At 65.8% G+C, this 22,237-nt stretch carries 18 protein-coding genes and 2 riboswitches; of the genes, 13 read left to right on the forward strand and 5 right to left on the reverse strand.

What is annotated here, in order from left to right; translation table 11 throughout:
• Positions 1-26 precede the first annotated feature (26 nt).
• Positions 27-1,277, forward strand: a complete 1,251-nt coding sequence (locus ACTHQS_RS20665) for an MFS transporter (protein ID WP_440172623.1) — start codon at positions 27-29, stop codon at positions 1,275-1,277.
• 99 nt (positions 1,278-1,376) lie between these two features.
• Here ACTHQS_RS20665 and mmsB read toward each other — a convergent pair whose 3' ends face one another.
• The 3 genes from mmsB to chvE form a co-directional block, all read right to left on the reverse strand.
• Positions 1,377-2,657 (reverse strand): multiple monosaccharide ABC transporter permease, encoded by a 1,281-nt coding sequence (gene mmsB, locus ACTHQS_RS20670; RefSeq protein ID WP_440172625.1) that lies wholly within the window; start codon positions 2,655-2,657, stop codon positions 1,377-1,379.
• Between the two features lie 4 nt (positions 2,658-2,661).
• The gene (gene mmsA / locus ACTHQS_RS20675; protein ID WP_440172627.1) at positions 2,662-4,191 is read right to left on the reverse strand and encodes a multiple monosaccharide ABC transporter ATP-binding protein; all 1,530 of its coding nucleotides are present in this window, start codon (positions 4,189-4,191) and stop codon (positions 2,662-2,664) included.
• A gap of 108 nt (positions 4,192-4,299) precedes the next feature.
• On the reverse strand, positions 4,300-5,427 hold the full coding sequence (gene chvE / locus ACTHQS_RS20680) for a multiple monosaccharide ABC transporter substrate-binding protein (protein ID WP_440172628.1): 1,128 nt from the start codon (positions 5,425-5,427) through the stop codon (positions 4,300-4,302).
• A 268-nt stretch (positions 5,428-5,695) separates the two neighbouring features.
• Here chvE and araB point away from each other — a divergent pair, with 268 nt between their 5' ends.
• The 7 genes from araB (at position 5,696) to ACTHQS_RS20715 (ending at position 12,214) form a co-directional block, all read left to right on the forward strand.
• Positions 5,696-7,468, forward strand: a complete 1,773-nt coding sequence (araB, locus tag ACTHQS_RS20685) for a ribulokinase (protein WP_440172630.1) — start codon at positions 5,696-5,698, stop codon at positions 7,466-7,468.
• A complete protein-coding gene (locus ACTHQS_RS20690; RefSeq protein ID WP_440172632.1) occupies positions 7,465-8,193 on the forward strand; it encodes an L-ribulose-5-phosphate 4-epimerase in 729 nt (242 codons plus the stop codon). Before araB ends, ACTHQS_RS20690 begins: the two co-directional genes overlap by 4 nt.
• 29 nt (positions 8,194-8,222) lie before the next feature.
• A complete protein-coding gene (gene araA / locus ACTHQS_RS20695) occupies positions 8,223-9,743 on the forward strand; it encodes an L-arabinose isomerase (RefSeq protein ID WP_440172634.1) in 1,521 nt (506 codons plus the stop codon).
• Between the two features lie 39 nt (positions 9,744-9,782).
• Entirely contained in the window at positions 9,783-10,814 is a 1,032-nt protein-coding gene (locus tag ACTHQS_RS20700; RefSeq protein WP_440172636.1) for a LacI family DNA-binding transcriptional regulator, read from the forward strand.
• Between the two features lie 90 nt (positions 10,815-10,904).
• On the forward strand, positions 10,905-11,096 hold the full coding sequence (locus ACTHQS_RS20705; RefSeq protein ID WP_440172638.1) for a hypothetical protein: 192 nt from the start codon (positions 10,905-10,907) through the stop codon (positions 11,094-11,096).
• Positions 11,097-11,188: 92 nt separating this feature from the next.
• Positions 11,189-11,491 (forward strand): DUF4193 domain-containing protein, encoded by a 303-nt coding sequence (locus ACTHQS_RS20710; RefSeq protein WP_311263761.1) that lies wholly within the window; start codon positions 11,189-11,191, stop codon positions 11,489-11,491.
• Between the two features lie 171 nt (positions 11,492-11,662).
• Positions 11,663-12,214: an AMIN-like domain-containing (lipo)protein gene (locus ACTHQS_RS20715; protein WP_440172640.1), complete on the forward strand. Its 552-nt coding sequence runs from the start codon at positions 11,663-11,665 to the stop codon at positions 12,212-12,214.
• 70 nt (positions 12,215-12,284) lie between these two features.
• Here ACTHQS_RS20715 and ACTHQS_RS20720 read toward each other — a convergent pair whose 3' ends face one another.
• Positions 12,285-13,841, reverse strand: a complete 1,557-nt coding sequence (locus ACTHQS_RS20720; protein ID WP_440172642.1) for an APC family permease — start codon at positions 13,839-13,841, stop codon at positions 12,285-12,287.
• Positions 13,842-14,062: 221 nt separating this feature from the next.
• On the opposite strand from ACTHQS_RS20720, the gene ACTHQS_RS20725 reads away from it, so the two are divergent.
• Positions 14,063-14,542: a Dps family protein gene (locus ACTHQS_RS20725; protein ID WP_440172644.1), complete on the forward strand. Its 480-nt coding sequence runs from the start codon at positions 14,063-14,065 to the stop codon at positions 14,540-14,542.
• An 87-nt stretch (positions 14,543-14,629) separates the two neighbouring features.
• Here the strand turns inward: ACTHQS_RS20725 and ACTHQS_RS20730 are convergent, their stop codons facing one another.
• Positions 14,630-16,186, reverse strand: coding sequence for an MFS transporter (locus tag ACTHQS_RS20730; protein ID WP_440172646.1), 1,557 nt, complete (start codon positions 16,184-16,186; stop codon positions 14,630-14,632).
• An 83-nt stretch (positions 16,187-16,269) separates the two neighbouring features.
• On the opposite strand from ACTHQS_RS20730, the gene ACTHQS_RS20735 reads away from it, so the two are divergent.
• The 4 genes from ACTHQS_RS20735 to ACTHQS_RS20750 form a co-directional block, all read left to right on the forward strand.
• Positions 16,270-16,806: a TetR/AcrR family transcriptional regulator gene (locus ACTHQS_RS20735; protein WP_440172648.1), complete on the forward strand. Its 537-nt coding sequence runs from the start codon at positions 16,270-16,272 to the stop codon at positions 16,804-16,806.
• Between the two features lie 93 nt (positions 16,807-16,899).
• A riboswitch (glycine riboswitch) is annotated at positions 16,900-16,997 on the forward strand.
• A gap of 30 nt (positions 16,998-17,027) precedes the next feature.
• Positions 17,028-17,134, forward strand: a riboswitch (glycine riboswitch).
• Between the two features lie 53 nt (positions 17,135-17,187).
• Positions 17,188-20,037: an aminomethyl-transferring glycine dehydrogenase gene (gene gcvP, locus ACTHQS_RS20740; protein WP_440172650.1), complete on the forward strand. Its 2,850-nt coding sequence runs from the start codon at positions 17,188-17,190 to the stop codon at positions 20,035-20,037.
• 11 nt (positions 20,038-20,048) lie between these two features.
• A complete protein-coding gene (gene gcvT, locus ACTHQS_RS20745; RefSeq protein WP_440172652.1) occupies positions 20,049-21,197 on the forward strand; it encodes a glycine cleavage system aminomethyltransferase GcvT in 1,149 nt (382 codons plus the stop codon).
• Positions 21,198-21,749: 552 nt separating this feature from the next.
• A partial coding sequence (locus ACTHQS_RS20750) for a serine dehydratase beta chain (protein ID WP_440172654.1) occupies positions 21,750-22,237 on the forward strand: 488 nt, incomplete at its 3' end.

Here is a 22,237-nt window from a genome sequence, read left to right on the forward strand (position 1 = left end):
GAACAGCCCGAAGGGAACGGCCGCCGGTGAACGCCGCAGCACGAAAGATCCAAAACATTTACCTGACGCTGACGCTGGGAAACACCCTTGCGGCGTCGTTCATCTGGGGCATCAACACGCTCTTCCTGCTCGATGCCGGCCTCACCAACCTGGAAGCCTTCGCGGCCAACGCCTTCTTCACCGCCGGGATGGTTCTCTTCGAGGTGCCCACCGGGGTGGTGGCCGACAGCTGGGGACGCCGCACGTCCTTCCTGCTGGGCACCGTGACCCTGGCTGCGTCCACGTACCTCTACTACCTGCTGTGGCAGTTGTCGGCTCCATTCTGGTGGTGGGCAGGAGTGTCTGCACTGCTGGGCCTTGGCTTCACCTTTTTCTCGGGTGCAGTGGAAGCCTGGCTGGTGGACGCCCTCCACTTTTCCGGCTACGACGGCGGCCTGGAAGCCGTCCTGGGCAAGGGCCAGATGGTTTCCGGCATCGCCATGCTGGCCGGATCAGTAGCGGGCGGAGTCATCGCCCAGGCCACGAACCTGGGCGTGCCGTTCCTGCTGCGGGTCGCGGTCCTGGTGGCAATGTTCGCTGTCGCCTTCCTGCTCATGCACGACGTCGGCTTCACCCCGGAGCGGTCGGCGCACCCTCTGCAGGCCACCCGCGCAGTCCTGCAGGCCTCCGTGGACGGCGGATTGAAGAACCCCCCGGTGCGGTTCATGATGCTGGCTGCCCCGTTCACCGAGGGGGTGGGATTCTACGTCTTTTACGCCCTCCAGCCCTACCTGCTGCAGCTCTTCGGCGATCCCAAGGCGTACGCCATCGCAGGCCTGGCAGCGGCTATTGTTGCAGGCGCGGACATTGTGGGCGGCTGGCTTGCTCCCGTGGTCCGGAGGCGGGTCCGCCGCCGCACCACGGTGCTGATCGCCTCCACCATCACCAGCTCAGCGGTCCTGGTGGTGCTCCTGGCTACCCACATTTTTTGGCTGGCCCTGGTACTCCTGGCGCTCTGGGCGGTGGTTGCTTCCGCAGGTACCCCCGTGCGCCAGGCGTACCTGAACGACATGATTGCCTCGAAGCAGCGGGCAACTGTCCTGAGCTTTGCCTCGCTCATGGGGTCCAGCGGGGGAGTGGTGGTGCAGCCGCTGCTCGGCAGGACTGCTGACCTGTATGGCTACCCGGCGTCGCTGGCCCTGGGCGGCGCGGTCCAGCTGTTGGCGGCACCCTTCATCGTGCTGAGCCGGCGCCGGCGCTCGCCGGCGGATGTTGCCGCCGGCCTGGCTGCCCCCTGAGCCGCTGCCCGTCGGAGCGCTGCAGCCGGACGCAGGGAAAGGCCCCCGTTGCCTGGACGCGGTCCGGGGCAGCGGGGGCCTTCGAAGGTGCGGTTCTTCCTACTTGATGCCTGCCTCGATCGTTTCGCTGGCTGCCGGCGCTGGCTTCTCCTGGGCCGGCGGTGGGCTGGTCTTGAGCTTGAAGCGCTTTCCAATGTCGCCGCCGCCACCGCTGCGGTTCTTGTTGAAGATGTCGAAACCGACCGCGACAAGGAGTACCAGGCCCTTGATGAGCTGTTGGTAGTCAGTGCCCAGGCCCAGGATGGACATGCCGTTGTTCAGCACCCCCATGATGAGGCCGCCGATCATGGCTCCCGCCACCGTTCCGATGCCGCCGGTGACGGCAGCGCCGCCAATGAAGGCTGCGGCGATGGAATCGAGCTCGAAGCCGGTTCCGCCCGCGGGCTGTGCGGAGTTGAGCCGGGCGGTGAAGACAAGGCCGGCCAGCGCGGAGAGGACGCCCATGTTTACGAAGAGCCGGAACGTGACGGCCTTGGTCTTGACGCCTGACAGCTCAGCTGCGTGGAGGTTGCCGCCGATGGCATAGGTGTGGCGGCCAAAGACGCTGTTGTTCATGAGGGCGGTGTACGCGATGACCAGCGCCGCCAGGACCACCAGGACGATCGGCGTGCCCCGGTAGGACGCCAGCAGGAAGGTGATGACGAGCATGAGCAGCGCCGTGAAGGCGGTCTTGATGACGAACCAGACCAGGGGTTCGCTTTCGAGATCGAACTTCCGGCGGATCCTGCGCTCCTTGAGGGCCTGGATCAGCAGGGCCACCGTGGCGCCGACGCCCAGGATGACGGTGAGCCATTCCAGCACGGAGGTGCCGCCGGTAAGGTCCGGAAGGAAGCCGCCGCCCAAGGCCCGCAGCTCCGCCGGGAAGGGGGTGATCTGCTGGTTCTTCAGGGTGATGAGCGTCAGCCCGCGGAAGATCAGCATGCCCGCCAGGGTGACGATGAAGGCGGGGATCCCCACGTAGGCGATCCAGTAGCCCTGCCAGGCACCAACCAGGGCGCCGACCAGCAGGCAGGCGGGGATGGCGGCCCACCACGGCCAGCCCCAGTGCACGATCATGACGCCGGCCACGGCGCCGATGAACCCGGCCACCGATCCCACGGAAAGGTCGATATGCCCGGCGATGATCACCATCACCATGCCGATGGCCAGGATGAGGATGTAGCTGTTCTGGACCACCAGGTTGGTCACGTTCTGCGGTTCCAGCAGGATGCCGCCGGTCAGTCCCTGGAACAGCAGGACGATCAGGATCAGGGCAACGAAGATGCCGACCTGGCGGAGGCGGCTGGTGAGGAATCCGAGCGATTCTCGTAGGGCGGACATTTCGCTATTCCTTCTCTTTGGTCATGTAGTGCATCAGGGTTTCCTGGGTGGCCTCGGCGATGGGCACCTCACCTGTGATGTGCCCGGCAGCGAGGGTGTAGATGCGGTCGCAGATGCCCAGGAGCTCGGGGAGCTCCGAGGAAATGACGATCACCGCTTTTCCTTCGGCCGCGAGTTTGGCAATGATCGTGTAGATCTCGTACTTGGCACCGACGTCGATCCCGCGGGTGGGTTCATCGAGGATGAGCACGTCAGGATCTGAGAACATCCATTTACTCAGCACCACCTTCTGCTGGTTTCCGCCGGACAGCTTCCCGGTGATGGCGGCCACCGACGGGGCTTTGATGTTCATGCTCTTGCGGTAGCCGTTGGCCACCACGGTCTCCTGGTTCTTGTCCACGAAGCCGCGCTTGGCCAGCTTGCGCAGAGCCGCCAGGGAGATGTTCCGCTTGATGTCCTCGATGAGGTTCAGGCCATAGTGCTTGCGGTCCTCGGTGGCGTACGCGATGCCGTGCCTGATGGCGTCCGACACCGTGGCTGTGTTGATTTCCTCGCCGTACTTGTAAACCTTGCCGGAGGTGGCGGTTCCGTAGGTGCGGCCGAAGACGCTCATGGCAAGTTCGGTGCGGCCGGCACCCATGAGGCCGGCGAGCCCCACCACTTCACCTTTCCTGACGTGCAGGTTGGCGTTCCTGACCACCATGCGGGTGTGGTCCTGGGGGTGGCGGACGGACCAGTCCTCGATCCGCAGGACTTCCTCGCCGATGTGCGGCTCGCGGTCCGGGTACAGGCTCTCAAGGTCCCGGCCCACCATGCCGCGGATGATCCGCTCCTGGGTGATCTGGCCTTCGTCGAGCCGCAGCGTCTCGATGGTTTTGCCGTCCCGGATGATGGTGACGGCATCTGCCACTTTGCGGATCTCGTTGAGTTTGTGGCTGATGATGATGCTGGTGACGCCCTGGCCCTTCAGGTGGAGGATCAGGTCCAGCAGGTGGCCGGAGTCCTCGTCATTGAGGGCGGCCGTGGGCTCGTCCAGGATCAGCAGCTTCACTTCCTTGGACAATGCCTTGGCGATTTCCACCAGTTGCTGCTTGCCCACACTGATGTGCTGCACGGGGGTGACAGGGTTTTCGTCGAGGCCGACGCGGGCCAGCAGCCGGGCTGCCTCCAGGTTGGTCTTGCGCCAGTCCACCCACCCGTTGGTGGCCTGTTCGTTGCCAAGGTAGATGTTCTCGGCGATGGACAGGTACGGGCTCAAGGCCAGTTCCTGGTGGATGATGACAATCCCGCGCTTCTCGCTGTCGGAGATGCTGGAAAAGTTGCAGGGTTCGTTTTCGAAGAGGATCTCCCCCTCGAAGGTGTTGTGTGGATAGACGCCGGACAACACTTTCATGAGTGTTGATTTGCCGGCTCCGTTTTCACCGCAGATGGCGTGGACCTCTCCACGGTTCACATCCAGGGTGACGTCCTGGAGGGCTTTTACGCCCGGGAACGTCTTGGTGATTCCTCGCATTTGAAGAATGGGTGTGTTCATCGTCAATTCCCACTGACTGGTCGAAGCTGGGCCTTCCTGCTGCTGCAGGAGGCGGCGGGAGGGGGCTGCGGCCGGACTCGCGGCCCGGCCACAGCCCCCGGACGCTGACTACTTGACGTCGGCGTCGGTGTAGTAGCCCGAGTCGATCAGTTCCTTCTTGTAGTTGTCCTTGGTGATGATCACGGACTTCAGCAGGAAGGCCGGGACAACCTTGACCTTGTTGTTGTAGGTCTTGGTGTCGTTGGTTTCCGCTTCCTGGCCCTTGAGGACGGCGTCGACCATCTTGACGGCCTGGGCGCCGAGCTGGCGGGTGTCCTTGAAGATGGTGGAGTACTGCTCACCGGCGATGATGGACTTCACGGAACCCTTTTCGGCGTCCTGGCCGGTCACCACGGGCAGGCTTCCCTTGGCGTAGCCGCCGGTGCTGGTGAGGGCCGAGATGATGCCGATGGAGAGGCCGTCATACGGGGACAGGACACCGTTCAGCTTGGTGCCGGAGCTGTAGGCGGAGGTGATGATGTCCTCCATGCGCTTCTGGGCCACGGGTGCCTGCCAGCGAAGGATCGCTGCCTGCTCAAACTTGGTCTGGCCGCTGGGGACCTTCAGGGTGCCTGCATCCAGGTACGGCTTGAGCGTGTCCATGGCGCCGGTCCAGAAGAAGTTGGCGTTGTTGTCGTCGGGGCTGCCGGCGAAGAGCTCGATGTTGAAGGGGCCCTTGCCGTCCACCTTCTTGCCGGTGGCATCGACGAGGCCCAGCCCGGTCAGCAGCGAGGTGGCCTGCTGGACACCCACGGTGTAGTTGTCGAACGTGGTGTAGTAGTCGACGTTCGGGGTGCCGTTGATGAGGCGGTCGTACGCGATGACCTTGACGTTCTGCTCCTTGGCCTTGGCCAGGACGTCAGTCAGGGTGGTGCCGTCAATGGCGGCGATGATCAGGGCCTTGGCGCCCTTGGTCAGCATGTTCTCGATCTGCGAAACCTGGGTGGGGATATCGTCATTGGCGAACTGGAGGTCCGTCTTGTAGCCGAGGTCCTTCAGGGACTTCTCCACGTTCGCTCCGTCAGCGATCCACCGTTCGGACGTCTGCGTGGGCATCGAAATGCCTACCAGCGAATCGCTGGGCTTGGCGGCACTGCTGGATTCGCTGGCCCCGCCACGGGAGCCGCAACCGGTGGCGCCCACCGTCAGGGCGAGGACAAGGGCCACCGCGCCCATCAGTTTTTTGATTCTCACCATTTTCTCCTTCCGCGGCAGCACTGCCGCGAAGTGTTGGTGGACCGGGCAGCACCGCTGCTCCCTGGTCCTGGCCACATTGTTGATGTGTCGGTTCAATATAGACCCATTTGTGAACGCTAACAAGAGTGCGCGACGGGAATTTCGAAAACCTTTCGGGTTCATTGACTTCTGGTTTGTTAGCGTTCACACTTGCTGCAGCACGTAGCTCCACCCTGACCCCTACAAAACCCGGTAACGAGGCCCATGCCTCCCGGACGGAGGCAACCCCATGCCAGATGCGCTGTTCACTTCCAGCTCCGAGTCCCGCCATGACCATTGCGTCATTGGGGTGGACTACGGAACCCTTTCAGGCCGTGCCGTGGTGGTGCGGGTCCGTGACGGCAAGGAACTTGGGAGTGCGGTCCATGAGTATCCGCACGCAGTGGTTACCGATGCCCTGCCCAAGGACCCAGCGGGCGCAGGATCCGACGGACAAGCCGCAAGGCTTCCCGGGGAATGGGCGCTGCAGGTGCCCAACGACTACCGGGAGGTCCTGCGGACCGCCGTCCCCGCCGCGGTGGCGGACGCCGGGATCGACCCTGCCGCCGTCGTCGGCATTGCCACGGATTTCACTGCCTGCACCATGGTCCCGGTCAAGGCGGACGGCACACCCCTCAACGAACTGCCCGGCTTCGCCAACCGCCCGCACGCCTACGTGAAGCTCTGGCGCCACCACGCTGCGCAGGGCCAGGCCGACCGGATCAACCGGCTTGCCGCCGAACGGGGGGAGGACTGGCTTCCCCGCTACGGGGGCCTGATCTCCTCTGAATGGGAGTTCGCCAAGGGGCTGCAGCTGCTGGAGGAGGACCCGGAGGCCTACGCCGCGATGGACCACTGGGTGGAGGCGGCGGACTGGATCGTCTGGCAGCTCTGCGGCCGGTATGTCCGCAACGCCTGCACTGCCGGCTACAAGGGCATCTACCAGGATGGCCGGTATCCTTCCGAAGAGTTCCTGGCCGCCCTGAACCCGGACTTCAAGGACTTTGTCAGCTCCAAGCTGGAGCACACCATCGGCCAGCTGGGGGACGCCGCCGGCACCCTTACGGCGGAGGCAGCGGCCTGGACCGGGCTGCCGGAGGGCATCGCGGTGGCCGTGGGAAACGTTGACGCCCATGTCACGGCCCCGGCCGCGAAGGCTGTGGAATCCGGCCAGCTGGTGGCGATCATGGGCACCTCCACCTGCCACGTCATGAACGGCAGCGAGCTGCGCGAGGTGCCGGGAATGTGCGGTGCCGTGGATGGTGGAATCGTGCCGGGCCTGTGGGGTTACGAGGCCGGACAGTCAGGCGTGGGCGACATCTTCGGCTGGTTCACCAAGTACGGCGTCCCGCCCGAATATCACCAGGCTGCCAAGGACGCCGGACTGGGGATTCACGAGTACCTCACCGAACTGGCATCCCGGCAGGCCATCGGACAGCACGGCCTGATCGCGCTCGACTGGCATTCCGGCAACCGTTCGGTCCTGGTGGACCACGAGCTTTCGGGCATGGTGGTGGGCCAGACCCTGGCCACCAGGCCGGAGGATACCTACCGCGCGCTGCTGGAAGCCACAGCCTTTGGAACCCGCACCATCGTGGACGCCTTCCGCGACGCCGGGGTCCCGGTCAAGGAATTCATCGTGGCCGGCGGCCTGCTCAAGAACAGGCTCCTGATGCAGATCTATGCAGACGCCACCGGCCTGCAGCTGTCCACCATCGGCTCGGAACAAGGTCCGGCCCTGGGATCGGCCATCCACGCCGCCGTCGCAGCGGGCGAATACGCGGACATCCGTGCGGCCGCCGCGGCCATGGGCGCCGAGCCCGGGGAGGTCTACACGCCAATTCCCGAAAACGCGGCCGCCTACGAAGAACTGTTCCAGGAATACAAGGCCCTCCACGACTACTTCGGCCGGGGCGGTAACGACGTGATGCACCGGCTCAAGGCCATCCAGCGCAAAGCCGCCCAAGCGGCCCAGCCTGGCGCAGGCGCCGTGTCCGAAGCACCCGTGGGGGTGTCCGCATGACCGCCGGAACAGGCGCCGGAACCGGTCTCCTGGAAACCATTGCCCGGGTCCGGGCGGAGGTGTGCGCCCTGCACGCGGAGCTGACCCGGTACGGACTGGTGGTGTGGACCGCCGGCAACGTTTCGGCCCGCGTTCCCGGCACCGACCTCATGGTCATCAAGCCCTCCGGCGTCTCGTACCAGGACCTGACCCCGGAGCAGATGATTGTCACCGACCTGTATGGCACCCCGGTCAGGGGCACCAACCTTGGTGGGGGCGGCACGGTGGACTGGGGCAATCCCGCGCTGTCGCCGTCGTCGGACACGGCCGCGCACGCCTACGTGTACCGGCACATGCCGGAGGTGGGAGGGGTGGTGCACACGCACTCCACGTATGCCACCGCGTGGGCTGCCCGGGGAGAAGCCATTCCGTGCGTGCTGACCATGATGGGGGACGAGTTCGGCGGGTCCATCCCCGTGGGCCCGTTCGCGCTGATCGGTGACGACTCGATCGGCCACGGCATCGTGGAAACGCTGAAGAATTCCAAGTCCCCTGCGGTCCTGATGCAGAACCACGGCCCGTTCACCATCGGCAAGGACGCCCGGTCCGCCGTGAAGGCCGCTGTCATGTGCGAGGAAGTGGCCCGCACCGTGCACGTTTCCCGGCAGCTGGGCGAGCCGCTGCCCATCGGCCAGGACCACATCGACTCCCTTTACGCCCGCTACCAGAACGTTTACGGCCAATAACCGGCCCAAAACTCTTCCCAGGAGAATTCATGAGCACCGCAGCAACCACGTCCCTCGACGGCTACGAAGTCTGGTTCCTTACGGGCAGCCAGCACCTCTACGGGGAGGAAGTCCTCAAGCAGGTGGCCGCCCAATCGCAGGAGATCGCCAACCAGCTCAATGCCTCCTCGTCGGTTCCCGTGCGGATCGTGTGGAAGCCGGTCCTGACCGACTCCGATGCCATCCGGCGCACCGCGCTGGAGGCGAACTCGGATGACTCGGTCATCGGAGTGACGGCCTGGATGCACACCTTCAGCCCGGCCAAGATGTGGATCCAGGGCCTGGACCTGCTGCGCAAGCCCCTGCTGCACCTGCATACGCAGGCCAACCGCGACCTGCCGTGGGCGGACATCGATTTCGATTTCATGAACCTGAACCAGGCCGCGCACGGCGACCGCGAGTTCGGCTACATCCAGTCCCGCCTGGGCATCGCCCGGAAGACCGTCGTCGGGCACGTCTCCAACCCCGAGGTGGCACGCCAAGTGGGTTCGTGGCAGCGGGCCGCCGCCGGCTGGGCCGCCGTCCGGAGCCTGAAGCTCACCCGCTTCGGCGACAACATGCGCAACGTGGCCGTGACCGAAGGCGACAAAACCGAGGCCGAGCTGCGTTTCGGCGTCGCGGTCAACACCTGGTCCGTCAACGAGCTCGCCGATGCCGTCCACGGTGCTGCGGAGTCCGACGTCGACGCCCTGGTGGCCGAGTATGAGGACCTTTACGACGTGGTGCCGGAGCTCCGCGCAGGCGCGGCCCGGCACGACTCCCTGCGGTACGGCGCCCGGATCGAACTGGGCCTGCGGTCCTTCCTGGAAGGCAACGGCTCCGCCGCGTTCACCACCTCCTTCGAGGACCTCGGCGCCCTCCGCCAGCTTCCCGGCCTGGCCGTGCAGCGGCTCATGGCCGCCGGTTACGGGTTCGGCGCCGAAGGCGACTGGAAGACCGCCATCCTGGTCCGGGCCGCCAAGGTCATGGGCGCCGGCCTGCCCGGCGGCGCCTCCCTCATGGAGGACTACACCTACCACCTGGAACCCGGCTCCGAGAAGATCCTGGGCGCCCACATGCTCGAGGTCTGCCCCTCCCTCACGGCAGCAAAGCCGCGGCTGGAAATCCACCCCCTGGGTATCGGCGGCAAAGAAGACCCCGTCCGCCTGGTGTTCGACGCCGACGCCTCCCCGGGCGTCGTCGTCGCCCTGTCCGACATGCGCGACCGTTTCCGCCTGGTGGCCAACGCCGTCGACGTCGTCCCGCTCGACCAGCCGCTGCCCAACCTCCCCGTGGCCCGCGCCCTGTGGGAGCCGAAGCCGGACTTCGCCACCTCCGCCGCCGCCTGGCTCACCGCCGGCGCCGCCCACCACACCGTGCTCTCCACCCAGGTGGGCATGGACGTCTTCGAGGACTTCGCCGACATCGCCAAAACGGAACTGCTCACCATCGACGAAGACACCACCATCCGCCAGTTCAAGAAGGACCTGAACTGGAACGCCGCCTACTACAAACTGGCCGGTGGGATCTGATCCAGTGCCACCGGTGAGGTCCCGGCCACGCCGGCCGCCATGGACAGGAACCCCGTGACGGACGGCAGGCCACGCCGCCTGCCCCGGCTCGAGGACGTGGCGGAACTGGCCGGGGTCTCGCACCAGACCGTCTCACGGGTGGTCAACAACCACCCCAACGTCAGCCCCGGGACCCGCGGGAAGGTGGAAGCGGCGATTGCCGCACTCGGCTACCGCCGCAACACCGCCGCGCGGAGCCTGGTCACCCGGCGCTCGCAGACCATCGGCGTCCTGGGCAGCGAGCTCTCGCAGTACGGCCCTGCCAACACCCTGCTGGGGGTGGAACGTGCGGCGCGGGATGCTGGATACTTCGTCAGCGTCGCGGCGCTGCGGGAGGTCAACCGGGACGCGATCCTGGACGCCGTCCGGCACTTCCTGGACCAGTCGGTGGACGGAATCGTGGTGATCGTTCCGCACTTGGAGACGCTGGCCGCCCTGGCGGTACTGCCCATCGGAGTACCGGTGGTGGCCGTGGGTCCCACCGGAAATGACACCGTGGGCGGCGTCAAGGTGGACCAGCACCGCGGGGCCGAACTGGCAGTGGAACACCTCATCGGGCAGGGGCACGTCCGGATCGGACACGTCGCGGGGCCCCAGGAATGGATCGACGCCGTGGCCCGCGCCAACGGCTGGCGGGACGCCCTGGCCTCCGCCGGACTCACCGCAGACCTGATTGCCGAGGGGGACTGGAGTGCGGGCAGCGGTTATGAGATCGGCAGGCGGCTGGCAGCCGGCGGCCATGCCACTGCCCTTTTCGTCGGCAACGACCAGATGGCGCTGGGGGTCCTGCGCGCGCTGAACGAGGCGGGCATCAGGGTGCCGCAGGACGTATCCGTGGTGGGCTTCGACGACCAGCCCGAGGCCGGCTATTTCAGTCCGCCCCTCACCGTGGTCCGGCAGGACTTTGAAGAGCTGGGCCGCCGGTGCATGGACATGATGCTCACGGCATTCGAGGGCATGGAGGGGCCACGGACCCTGGTGGTGGAGCCTGAACTGGTCCTGCGCAGCAGCACGGCCCCGCCCGGGCGGTAACGTCAGCGTCGCCGGAATCAATCGTCGCCGTTAATCCGGCGGAGACCGCGGCGAAACGTGGCCACAACAATGGCTGCGTAGGTTTCAGGCATGACGGCTACCCTGTACGTCCGGCTCCGCGACTGGCTGCTGGACACTTTCACCTACGAGTCCGAATCCGATGCCGCCGACGCCACCCGGTGGGGCTGGCTGCCGGCCCTAAGCGGAGTGACCATAGGGGCCGGCCAGGCCCGCTCGGAGCACGCAGGAGAAGTGCCTGGAACGGGCCCAATGTCTGGTTAAGCACACTATTGCGCCGGTAGCGGGATAATGCCCTAAACTGCTTCACTGAGGTGCCTGAAATGGCGCTGCGCAGCAACGAAAGTGAACATGCTATGGCTACCGATTACGATGCTCCACGCAAGCAGGAAGAAGAGTCGCCGGCCGACTCTCTCGAGGCCCTCCAGGCATCACGGAGCGGCAGCGCGCAGACCGCGGTTATCGATGTCGACGAGAACGACACCGCCGAAGGTATCGACCTGCCCGGCGCCGACCTTTCCAATGAGGAACTGACCGTCATTGTGGTCCCCGAGCAGTCTGACGAGTTCACCTGCTCGTCGTGCTTCCTGGTCCGCCACCGGTCGCAGGTTGCCCGCGAGAAGGACGGCCTGAAGTACTGCCGCGACTGCGAAGGCTAAATTTCCATCCTGCTTTTCCCGGCGCCGGCCATCTCCCCGAGGTGGCCGGCGCTGCTTTGTCCCCCGCCGCTTTGTCCCGCGCCGCCGTCGTTATCAAAATGACCCTCGTTTCCGCCCGCGAACGCTCCTACGCTGGAAGCATCCAACGGCTCTTATTTTGGATGGCACGGCATGAAGAAGTTCATTATGTGGCTTGTGGCAGTCCTGTTCGCCGCAGGCCTGGGTTTGGTGGTTCCGGGGGCCGCCTCGGCAACCACGTCGTACTGCGGACTCACTTGGGGTTCGCTGATGAAATCCGACGGCGCCATGAGCGGCGCGCCCGTCACCGACGTCCGGACCGGGCAGCACTACTGCTTCGACCGGCTGGTGGTTGACCTGGGCGGCTCGCCGGCACCCGGCTACACCGTCCGCTACGTCCCGCAGGTTATCCAGGACGGCTCGGGGGCGGTCGTGCCAACGCGGGGCGGCGCCCGGCTGCAGGTGGTCGTCAAAGCGCCGGCCTATGACAATAACGGGCAGTCCACCTACACCCCCGCCGACAAGGCTGAGCTCTCCAACGTTTCGGGTTACCAGACCTTCCGCCAGGTGGTCTGGGCCGGAAGCTTCGAGGGCCAGACCACCATTGGCCTGGGCGTCCGTGGCCGCCTGCCGTTCCGGGTGTTCACGCTTGACGGTCCGGGCTCCGGCTCCCGCCTGGTGGTGGACGTGGCGCACTACTGGTGAGCCATCCGTCGTCGGCGACAACAAAGGTGCCGTGCCCCTGGCAGGGGCACGGCACCTTTCTGTTGGGGCCTTATTCCGGAATTACCAGCGCGGGGGTGTCCTGCTTGAGGGTTTCCCCGCGGAAGAAGCCCGGGTGCGTGCGGGACACGACCAGCATGACCACGGCGCCCAGGGCGAGGATGCCAATGCCAAGGATGAACACCAGGCCCACGCCGAACACCTCGGAACCGCTGCCGAACTCGGGTGCGAGGCTGTCCACGGCGGTCTGGACGAACACCACGAACAGCCCCACGCCGCCCACCACCGGGCAGACCAGCCGGAGCACAAAGTGGCGCACGCTGTTGAACAGGCTGTGGCGGAAGTACCAGGTGCAGGCCAGCGCGGTAAGTCCGTAGTAGAAGCAGATCATCAGGCCCAGGGCCAGGATGGTGTCGTTCAGGACGTTCTCGCTGACCACATGCATCACTGCGTAGAACCCCGCTGACATGACGCCGGCGGCGATGGTGGCGAAGCCCGGCGTCGAAAACTTCCTGCTGATCCGGCTGAAGGGCTCGGGCAGAGCGCCGTAGTGGGCCATGGCCAGCAGGCTGCGCGACGGCGACATGAAGGTGGACTGCAGGGAGGCGGCAGAGCTGGAGAGCACGGCGAGGGACATCAGGATGGCGAACGGGCCCATGATGGGGGAGGCCAGCGCCGTGAAGATGTTCTCGTGGTTTTCGGCGTTGTTCAGGCCGTTGCCGGTATCGCCGACGCCGGCGAACATCATGGTGGCGATGCTGACCAACAGGTAGATGGCCAGGACGATGACGGCGGTCAGGGTGCCCGCAACGCCGGCGGTCTTCTTGCCGTTGGCCGTTTCCTCATTGACCGTCAGGCAGACGTCCCAGCCCCAGTACACGAAGATGGACAGGGAGATGCCGGCGGCGATCTGCCCGAACGTTTCGATCCTGGTGACGTCGAACCAGTCCCAGCTGAAGGGGATGGCTGTTTCCGATGTCGACCAGTTGGCAAAGGCCATGGCGACGAACAGGCCCAGCACCAGCAGCTGGAAGCCCACCAGGCTGTACTGCACCAACTTGGTGGTGTGCAGGCCGCGGTAGCTGACCCAGACGGCCAGCGCCACGAAGACGAAGCAGGTGATGACGTTCAACGCTTTGTTGTCCGCCAGTTCCGCCAGCTCGGGGGAGCCGGTGAGCTGGGAGAGGAAAAGGTAGAAGAAGTCGACGGCGACGCCGGCCAGGTTGGACAGCACGATGATGTTGGCGGCCAGCAGGCCCCAGCCGCCCATCCAGCCGATCCAGGGGCCGAACGCCTTGGTCACCCAGGTGAAGGTGGTGCCGCTGTCCGGGGAGTCGGCGTTGAGCTCCCGGTAGGCGAGCGAGACCAGGATCATCGGAATGAACCCGATCAGGAAGATGACGGGCAGCTGGAGGCCGGCTTCGTTGACGGTGGGTCCGAGTGCGCTGGTGAGGGTATAGGCAGGGGCGATGGTTGAAATGCCCAGGACGACGACGGCCAGGAGTCCGAGCTGGCCGCCCTTGAGTCCCTTGGCGCTGACGCCGTCCGCGGACGGCGCGTGGGCGTCCGGACCGGGTTTGGCCGTACTGGTGCGGATTATCTCTGTCATGGCACCACTTTCTGGAAGGCTGTGAGACGGAGGTCACTATATGAATGGCGTTCATTTAGTATGCGGGTGCCGCCGCTGTGATGCAAGACGCAATATGAATCCCATTCGTTTATGACTCACTTTCGAAATTAGTAAGCTCACTGAGAAATTGCCTTTGGCCCTGCCGCCACGCCGTCCACGGCTGGTAGCGTCTGCCGTACTGGACCAATTGAGGAGGATGCATGAAAGCTTCACCGACGCTGACCAACAACCTGCAGGCTGTCCTGGCGGACCTGATCGAGCTCCATGTCCAGGGCAAGCAGGCGCACTGGAATATCGTGGGCACCAACTTCCGCGACCTTCACCTGCAGCTTGATGAGATCGTGGACGCCGCCCGCCAGTTCGCCGACGACACTGCAGAGCGCATGCGTGCCCTGCACGCGCTTCCCGATGGCCGCAGCTCCACCGTTGCCGAAACCACCAGCCTGGCCCAGTTCCCTGACGGGCTCATCAGCACCAGGGATGCCATTGAGCGGATCGTTGCCGCCATGGAAGCTGCCGTTGGCACCATGCGGAAAGTCCATGACGAAGTGGATGAGGAAGACCCCACCTCCGCGGACCTCCTGCACGAGTTCATCGCCAGGCTGGAGCAGTTCGCCTGGATGGTGCAGGCGGAAAACATGAAGCCCACCGCCAAGGTCACGGCCGCTGATTCCAAGTAGCGCACGTCCCGAGGGGCGTTCGGCGCCGGGGTTGCCCCGGCGCCGGACGCCTTTTTAACGCTGCCCACCGGCCTGGGCTGGGTGCTGCTACGTCGCTTTGGGCACTTTCCGAAGGACGACGGCGGCCAGGACTGCCGCCGTCGACATCAGTACCAGCGCAATCGCGGCAGTGATGTGCACGCCGGAATCGAACGCGGCCGCTGCGGCGGCGCGGACCGCGGCGGCGAGTGAATCCGGCAGCAGATTGGCCGCCTCTACCGCGCCGGCCAGCGTTTCCCCTGCGTTGTGCAGTGAGGCTCCGGGCAGCATGGCCTCCAGTCCCGCCGGCAGCCGAAGGTTTTGCTGGTAGGACGCCGTCAGGATGGAGCCCAGCACTGCGGTCCCCAGCAGCGAGCCAACTTCGTAGCCGGTCTCGGAAATCGCCGCCGCAGCTCCTGATTTGGCTGGCGGGGCCGAGCCGAGGATGAGGTCGTTCGAGATGGTTTCCGCCGTCCCCACGCCAAGCGCCAGGACCAGCAGCGCCGCCAGCAGGAGCGAGGGCCCGCCGTCGTGGTTTCCGAAAGCCACCATGCTGTAGCCGCATGCGCTGAAGGCCAGGCCCAAAGCCACCACGTATCCGGGGCGGACCTTACGAACCAGTGGCACCGCCACCAGGCCTGCCGCCACCGTGGCTGCCAGCGCCGGGATCATGGCAACGCCCGCTGCCGAAGGAGTCATTCCTTCGAGGAGTTGGAGGTGCTGGGCAAGGAACAGTATGAACCCGTTGAAGGAAAACAGGGCAAGGATATTGGCGCTGATGGCCATGCTGAATACCCTGTTCCGGAACAAGGACATGTCCAGCAGTGGGTGCTCCAGCCGGTACTGCCGCCGCACGAAAACGACGCCCATGGCCAGTCCGAAAGTAATGGTGGCCAGCCCGGCAGGGCCCGGACCTTCGGTGGCCACGGACTTGATGCCGTAGACCGCGGGCACCATGACCAGCATGGAGAGCAGGATGCTTGGGATATCCACCTTGCCCGGCGCGGGGTCCCTGGATTCCGGAATGAGGGCCGGCCCCAGCGCCAGCAGGGGGAGCATGAGCGGCACGGCCACCAGGAAGACGGCGCCCCACCAGAAGTGCTCCACCAGCCATCCGCCCAGGATTGGCCCCAGGGCGGCGCCGCCGGAAAAGCCTGCGGCCCAGATGGCAACGGCCAGCCTCCTGCGGTTGGGCTCAGGAAAGATGTTGCGGATCAGCGACAAGGTGGACGGCATCAGCATGGCGCCGAAGAATCCCAGCGCGGCGCGCCCGGCGACCAGCCACTCCGCGGTGGGGGCAAAGGCTGTAGCGGCGGAGAGCCCGGCAAAGCCCATGCTGCCGATAACCAGCAGCCGCCGGCGCCCTATCCGGTCGCCGAGGCTTCCCATTGACACCAGCAGCCCGGCCAGGACCAAGGGATAGGCGTCAATGATCCACAGCAGCTGCAGGCCGGTCGGTTCCAGGGCGCGGGCGATGGCAGGCAGGGCAAACGTCAGGGCCGTATTGTCCACCGCCACCAGCAGCACGGGAAACATCAGCAGCCCCAGCGCAAGCCAATCGCGCCACGGGCGGCGTGCAAGCGTGCTGTCCCCGTGGGTTTGAGGGGGGCTGAAAGAGATCGTCATAAAATAACTATACCGTCCGGACGGTATAGTTTCGAAGCGAGGCTATTCCGTTTTCCGTCCAGGCGGAGGGCATGATGGGGGTTATGCCCCGAAAGCCTGTAGCGCGTGATGCGGTCCTTGACGCCTTCGAGTCCCTGTTGATCGAAGTGGGGGAGCGGGCGGCAACCCTGGATGCCGTTGCCAAGAAGGCCGGAGTGTCCAAAGGGGGCCTCCTGTACCACTTCCCCAGCAAGGAAGCGCTCATCGCCGTGCTGCTTGACCGCCTTGAGGAACTGGCAAGGGCAGATGCCGATGCCATGGCTTCGGCCAACGAAGGTGCCGCCGCCTATTTCATCCGTTCCTCCGTCTGGGCGGATACTCCGCTGGACCGGTCCATCGTGGCCGCCACGCGGCTTGCCGAGGTGGCGCACCAGGAGACGCGCCAACGGTTCGCGGCCATCCAGCAGCGATGGCTGGACGAGATCGCAGCGGATGTGGGCCCCGGGCTGGCCAAGGCCGTCCTGTACATGGGAGACGGGTTGTACTTCAATGCGATGCTGTCCGTGGGCCCTGCGCCGGCAGGGGGAGCGGCCGCCGATGTGGAGGAGCTTCTCGCGGCATTGGAGCGGCTCCGCAGGTAGTTCCGCCATTTGCCGGGAGGGGTTGTGGCGTAGGACAATGGAGAGTTGTGAGGGCTGTCACCGGCCGTCATAATCCAACAACTGAATAGCCTTTGATCTGCGGCGGGAGAGTCCTGCCCGAAGTACAGGCAGGCGCCGTAGGAGCAAATCCTCCCCAGGAATCTCGCAGGCCCCTGTACCGCCGCGGCGAGGCGCCTCTGGAAAGCAGCAGGCAGTTATCTGGACTCCCCTCGGGAGCGAAACGACTGTTGTGCTCACCGACGGTGCAAGCGGGTCCTGCCCAGGCAGGCAACGCGGAAACTCTCAGGTCCAATACAGAGCGGGGAGGGACCCGAATAGCTGTGGCGTACCCTGCGCCGCCTGAAAAAATGGAGTTCCTTCGTGTCGGTTACCCCAGCCTCCACCACCTTCGTAGACCGCCATATCGGCGCACGCCACCAGGACGACGTCGACACCATGCTCAAAGCCGTTGGCTACGGCACGGTGGATTCCCTGGTTGATACCGCCGTTCCCAAGGTCATCCGCCAGGAAACCGCCCTCCGCCTGCAGGATGCCCTCAGCGAAGTTGAAGTGCTTGCGGAACTGCGCAGGCTCGCCGCCAAGAACAAGACCGCCGTCCAGTTGATCGGCCAGGGCTACTACGACACCATCACCCCTGCCGTGATACGCCGGAACATCCTCGAGGCCCCGGCCTGGTACACCGCCTACACTCCGTACCAGCCTGAGATTTCCCAGGGCAGGCTCGAGGCGCTGCTGAACTTCCAGACCATGGTCCAGGACCTGGTGGGCCTGCCCATCGCCAACGCCTCGCTGCTGGATGAAGCGACCGCCGTGGCCGAGGCCGTGCTGCTGATGCGCCGCTCCAACAAGACCAAGCCTGCAGCGGACGGCAAGACTGTCCTGGACATCGACGTGCTGCCGCAGACCATCGCGATCGTCAAGGGCCGCGCCGAGGCGCTCGGCTTCGAAGTTGAGGTCGCCGACCTGTCCAACGGCCTGCCCGACGGCGACATCAATGGCATCGTGCTCCAGCAGCCCGGAGCCTCCGGCCGGGTCTGGGACCAGTCCGCCACTGTTGCGGCGGCGAAGGACCGCGGTGCACTGGTCACCGTGGCCGCTGACCTGCTGGCCCTGACCCTGATCACCCCTCCGGGCGAGCAGGGCGCCGACATCGCTGTCGGCTCCACGCAGCGCTTCGGCGTGCCGTTGTTCTTCGGCGGCCCGCACGCCGCCTACATGGCCGTCCGCAAGGGCCTGGAGCGTTCGCTGCCCGGCCGCCTGGTGGGCGTGTCCAAGGACGATGCAGGGGTTCCCGCGTACCGCCTGGCGCTGCAGACCCGCGAGCAGCACATCCGCCGCGAGAAGGCCACGTCCAACATCTGCACGGCGCAGGCCCTGCTGGCCATCGTCTCCTCCATGTATGCCGTCTACCACGGCCCCGACGGACTGAAGGCCATTGCCGAGGCGGCGCACCGCCACGCGCGTACCCTGGCCACCTCGCTCGCAGCCGCGGGCGTGGAGGTGCTGCACTCGAGCTTCTTCGACACGCTGACCGTCCGCGTCCCCGGCCGCGCTGCAGCGCTTGTCGCCGATGCCGAGGCACGTGGAATCAACCTGCGTTCCGTCGACGCCGACACGGTTGGCATCTCTCTGGATGAAACCACGACGGTGGCCATCGTCGCCGACGTCGCGGACGTCTTTGGCGCTTCCGTTGCCGCGGCTGACGGCTTCGGACTGGAGGCCGCCGTCGAACGTTCCTCCGCGTACCTGCAGCACCCGGTGTTCAACACGCACCGGTCCGAAACGCAGCTGCTGCGCTACATCAGGAAGCTGTCGGACCGGGACCTGGCGCTGGACCGCACCATGATCCCGCTGGGCTCGTGCACCATGAAGCTGAACGCCACCGCCGAGATGGAGGCCATTTCCTGGCCGGAGTTCGCCTCCATCCACCCCTTCGCGCCGGACTCCCAGACCGAAGGCTGGCGTGAACTGATCGCCGATCTGGAGGCGGACCTGACCGCGATCACCGGCTACGACCAGGTGTCCATCCAGCCGAACGCCGGATCGCAGGGCGAGCTCGCGGGCCTGCTGGCCATCCGCGGCTACCACCACTCCCGCGGGGAAGAGCAGCGCAACGTCTGCCTGATTCCTGCCTCGGCCCACGGCACCAACGCGGCCTCCGCCGTCCTGGCGGGCATGAAGGTGGTCGTGGTGGCTACGGCCGCGGACGGCACCATCAACCATGATGACCTGACGGCCAAGATCGAAGCCAACAAGGATGTCCTGTCCTGCATCATGATCACGTACCCGTCCACGCACGGGGTGTACGACGGGGACGTCCGCGAGGTCTGCGATGCCGTGCACGCAGCCGGAGGACAGGTCTACATCGACGGCGCCAACCTGAACGCCCTGGTGGGCCTGGCCCAGCCCGGTAAGTTCGGCGGCGACGTCTCGCACCTGAACCTGCACAAGACCTTCTGCATCCCGCACGGCGGCGGCGGGCCCGGCGTCGGACCCGTGGCAGCCAAGGCGCACCTGGCACCGTTCATGCCGGGCGACGCCACCACCTGGACCCCTGGGTCCGGCGCCACTGACGTGCCGATTGCGGCGTCCCGGTTCGGCTCTGCAGGCGTGCTGCCCATTTCCTGGGCCTACGTGAAGCTGATGGGCGGCGAAGGGCTGACCGAGGCCACCAAGTCAGCCCTGCTGGCAGCGAACTACGTTGCCTCCCGCCTGAACGAGTATTTCCCGGTCCTCTACACCGGCGAAGGCGGCCTCGTGGCGCACGAATGCATTCTGGACCTGCGCGAGTTGACCGCGAAGACCGGCGTTACGGCCGAGGATGTGGCCAAGCGCCTCATCGACTTCGGCTTCCACGCGCCCACCCTGGCGTTCCCGGTGGCAGGCACCTTGATGGTGGAACCCACGGAGTCCGAGGACCTGGGCGAGATCGACCGCTTTATCGAGGCCATGATTACCATCCGCAAGGAAATCGACCAGGTGGCCAACGGCGACTTCTCCGTGGCGGACTCACCCCTGCGCCGCGCACCCCACACGGCAGCCGCCGTCGTCAGCTCCGACTGGGACCGCGCCTACCCGCGGGAACAGGCAGCCTTCCCTGCCCACCACAAGCAGGACAAGTACTTCCCGCCGGTGGGACGGATCGACGGCGCCGCAGGCGACCGCAACCTGATCTGCTCCTGCCCGCCGCTCGAAGAGTTCGAGAACTGAGGGCTGCCACCATGACCGAGAAATACACCGCGCTGTACGAGGAGCACAAGAAGCTGGGCGCCTCCTTCACCGGCTTCGGCGGCTGGCAGATGCCATTGAAGTACAGCTCCGAACTGGCCGAACACCACGCGGTTCGAAAGGCCGCAGGCCTGTTCGACCTCTCCCACATGGGCGAAGTCTGGGTCACCGGTCCGGACGCTGCGGCCTTCCTCGACTTCGCCCTGGTGGGGAAGATCTCCGCCCTGGCGGTCGGCAAGGCCAAGTACTCGCTGATCTGCAACGAGGACGGCGGGATCATCGACGACCTCATCACCTACCGCCGTCCCGCCGCTGAAGACGGCACGGACGTCTTCCTGGTGGTGCCCAATGCAGGCAACGCCGCGGTGGTGGCGGCAGCCCTGCAGGAACGGGTCGCTGGGTTTGACGTGCTGGTGGAGGACGCCTCTGCCGGTACCTCGCTGGTGGCAGTGCAGGGCCCCAGTGCCCAGGAACTCCTGTTGCGCCTGGTCCCGGCCGCACAGCACTCCCTGGTGACGGAGCTGAAGTACTACGCCGCCGTGGAGGTTCCGTTTCTGGTGGGCGGCGCCGGCAAGGAACTCCTGCTCGCACGCACCGGGTATACCGGTGAGGACGGGTTCGAGATCTTCGTGGACAACGCAGACGCCCCCGCACTCTGGCAGGCACTGGTCGCCATTGCCGACGAAGGGGAACTGACCCCCGCCGGCCTGGCCTCCCGCGACTCCCTTCGCCTGGAAGCGGGAATGCCGCTGTACGGCAACGAACTGTCGCTGCAGGGCGACCCGTTCGCTGCAGGCCTGGGCCCCGTCGTCGCGCTCTTCAAGGAAGGCGACTTTGTTGGCAAGGCCGCCCTGGCAGCCAAAAAGGAAGCGGGCGCCGGCAGCACCTCCGGCCGCCGCCTCGTGGGGCTCAAAGGCAAGGGCCGCCGCGCAGGCCGCGCGCACTACCCCGTGCTCAAGGACGGCGTGACCGTCGGCGAAGTCACCTCCGGCCAGCCATCGCCCACCCTGGGGTACCCGATCGCCATGGCCTACGTCGACGTCGAGTATTCCGCACCCGGCACTGCCCTGGATATCGATCTCCGCGGCAAGGCAGAGCCCTTCGAAGTCGTCGACCTCCCGTTTTACCGCCGCGCCCAGTAATGTGCCTCGCCGTGGTCACCTTCGGTACCCGCGGATGGTGGTCGCCTTCGGGACCGCCGGACCGGACATTTTCACGCGTGCTGCTCGTTCCTCGCTTTGACGCACGCTTTCGAAAAGTCCGGCTCCGCCGGCCCCTCGTGCGAAAGTCGCGGTGGTGCGGGGAAGACAGCAGGGCCTAGAGGAAGCGGGTGGAGGCGGACCATGTGTGTTTTCCTGTCCGGGCAACCCGTGTCCTGGCTGCGCCTGCACGCCTGTCGCGTCAGTCGCAGGCCACGGGCCGGCTTAGAGGAAACGGGAGGGCGCGGACTACGTGTGTGTTTTCTTTCCCCGGCACTCACGATCGTTGTCAGCCTGCTCGTTGCCTGCCTGCCGGGTCGCTTTGGTGCCGTGTGCCTCGGGAGTGGGCGGGGCATCCGGCAGCGTGCGTCTAAGGGAGCGTCACGTCCGCTTAGCGGGCGTCTTCGCGACCGAGCACGCAGAGGATGTCCTGCCCGCTCCACCCCAACCACCCAGAGTGACCCGACCACACTGTTTTAGTTAGGAACCAATCGCATGGCTGTTGGCGTTTTTGATCTGTTTTCGATCGGTATTGGCCCTTCGTCTTCGCATACTGTGGGGCCGATGCGGGCTGCTGCTGTGTTCGCTGAGGAGTTGAAGGCCTCGGGGAAGCTCGCGGACGTGGCGGGGTTGCGGGTGGATTTGTATGGGTCGTTGGCGGCGACGGGGCACGGGCACGGGACGATGACCGCCATTCTCCTGGGGTTGGAGGGGTTCCATCCGGAGTTGATCCTGCCTGAGGAGGTGGAGGAGCGGCTGGCTTCGATCGCGGAGACGGGGATCCTGAACCTGGCCGGTGCGGTGCCGCTGCCGTACGGGGTGGGCGACATGGTGCTGCGGCCGTTGACGGTGTTGCCGCGGCACACGAACGGGATGACGTTCACCGTTACCGATGCTGAGGGTTCCGTGGTGCATGCGGCGACGTTCTTCTCGGTCGGTGGCGGGTTCATTGTCCGTGAGGGGGAGGAGGACGCGGCGCAGCA

The organism is Arthrobacter sp. SAFR-044 (assembly GCF_051965175.1).
Taxonomy (GTDB): Bacteria; Actinomycetota; Actinomycetes; order Actinomycetales; family Micrococcaceae; genus Arthrobacter.